Genomic DNA, 1,904 nt, shown 5'->3' on the forward strand with positions numbered 1-1,904 from the left:
AGAGTGTGTATAAGAGACAGACCATGACCCCGACCTGAGAGCGGTGGCGGCGCCGAAGGTGTGGGTCCCCGTGGCCGCGAAGGCGAGGGTGGCGCCCCAGGCGAACATGTCGGTGTGCGGGCCGATGAGTCCGGCGTCGATCTGTTCGGGCGCCATGTAGGCGGGCGTGCCGATCTGGCGGCTGGCGTTGGGAGCGATGGTCTCCAGCGCGCGGGCGATCCCGAAGTCGACCACGCGGGGCCCGTCCGGGCCGAGCAGGATGTTCTCCGGTTTCAGGTCGCAGTGCACGATGCCGGCCGCGTGGATCGCCGCCAGCGCGGCGAGGGTGCCCGACGCCAGCCGGGTCAGCTCGCCGCCGGCGCACGGCCCGTCCGCCGCGACGCGGTCGGCCAGGGACGGTCCGGGGATGTACTCGCTGACCACGTACGGCACGCCCTGGTGTTCACCGGCGTCCAGGACCTGGGCGGTGTAGTCGGAGACCAGCCGCGCGGCCTGGATCTCCCGCATGAAGCGGCCGCGGGCGCTGTCATGGGCGGCGTAGCGGGGATGGAGCAGCTTGACCGCGACCCGGGCTCCGTCCAGCGCGGCCAGATAGACACTGCCCTGGCCGCCTTCGCCCAGGAGACCGCTCAGGTGGTAGCGGCCGATGGACTGCGGGTCCCAGGGGCGTAACGGCTGCGGTTCGCTCATCTCACCTTCGCCAAGCGATCTCAGGGCGTACAGCCCTGAGCTTGGCATAAGGAGGCCGTGTGCGGGACCCGAAAGGGGACGGGCGGTGGGTGCCCGTCCCCCCTGGTGGTGGCGGGTCAGTCGTGGGAGATTTTCAGGGTCATCTTGCCGTCCTTGGTCATGCGCGGGCGGAAGGTGATGCCGTTGTAGGTCGCGCTCGTGTTGGACATCTGGCTCGCGTCGACCTGGCTGATCATCTTGGTGTTCGCGCCGCGGATGGTGAAGGTCACCCGGCTGTCGTCGATCTTGATGTGGATCGGGTCCAGGCCGTACTTCTTGTCGAGCTTGATCGTCTGGCCGTCCTGGACGGTGACCTCGCAGTCGGCGTCCGCGCACTCCTTGAGTTCCTTGTCGTCCTTGGCGGACGGTGAGGGCGACGCCGTCGGGGTCGCAGACGGGGACGGGGACGCGGGCGGCGCGGCGGCCACGGGGTCGGGGTCGGACGGTGGTGGGGCCGCTAGTGAGGCGGTCGCGGCGGCCACGCCGGCGGTGAGGGTCACCGAGACGGCGGCGGTCGTGGTGAAGAGGGCGAGAAACCTTGTCGACATCCTTCTGGGCTCCTGATGGGTGACTGCACTCTGTCACCAACTCATTACCCAGTGTGTTCGATCAAGAACATCTCGTCACGAGCGTTCGTCCACCAGCATGGTCTGGAGGGCGCGGCCGAGTTCGCCCGAGCGGTCGGCCAGCGTCGCCTCGCAGAGGGCGCTGCCGCCGGGGCTGGCGTCCAGGGACGCGGCCATGCACAGCCACTCGTCGATGGGGTCGCGGTGCAGGGCGACCGTCAGGTCGGTGTTGATGATCAGCCATTTGGCCAGGTCGAGCTGGCTGCCGATGCCGGACGCGCTGTCGGCCAGGCGCAGGGCGTGCACGAGGGGTGTGTCGGTTTCGCCGGTGACCAGCGGGATTCGGGAGCGTGCCCACACCGTGCCGGGGCCGGGGTCGGCGAAGGAGCCGTGCACGAGGCGCCATTCCATCGCGGCGAGGTAGCCGTGCACGTGCAGGCCGTGCCACTCGCCGCACGGGGGCGGCGCTGTCTCCTATACACACCTGACCCTGCCGCCGACGAGGACAGTGTAGATCTCGGCGGTCGCCGCTCGCCTACAAAAAAAAGACGACTCAGAGCCGAAGGACACAGACGCCTCATCGCGAACCACACTAACCAACAGTCACCA

Annotated in this window: 3 protein-coding genes; all 3 read right to left on the bottom strand. The window is 68.9% G+C overall.

What is annotated here, in order from left to right:
- The coding region (locus tag HUX53_RS03645; RefSeq protein ID WP_176401750.1) for a serine/threonine-protein kinase at nucleotides 1-690 on the bottom strand (690 nt) is incomplete at its 3' end.
- Nucleotides 691-806: 116 nt separating this feature from the next.
- On the bottom strand, nucleotides 807-1,277 hold the full coding sequence (locus HUX53_RS03650) for a hypothetical protein (protein WP_176401751.1): 471 nt from the start codon (nucleotides 1,275-1,277) through the stop codon (nucleotides 807-809).
- Between the two features lie 75 nt (nucleotides 1,278-1,352).
- Nucleotides 1,353-1,727: an acyl-CoA thioesterase domain-containing protein gene (locus HUX53_RS03655; RefSeq protein WP_176401752.1), complete on the bottom strand. Its 375-nt coding sequence runs from the start codon at nucleotides 1,725-1,727 to the stop codon at nucleotides 1,353-1,355.
- Nucleotides 1,728-1,904: the final 177 nt, after the last annotated feature.

The sequence above is a fragment of the Actinomadura sp. BRA 177 genome (assembly GCF_013372625.1).
Lineage (GTDB): Bacteria > Actinomycetota > Actinomycetes > Streptosporangiales > Streptosporangiaceae > Spirillospora.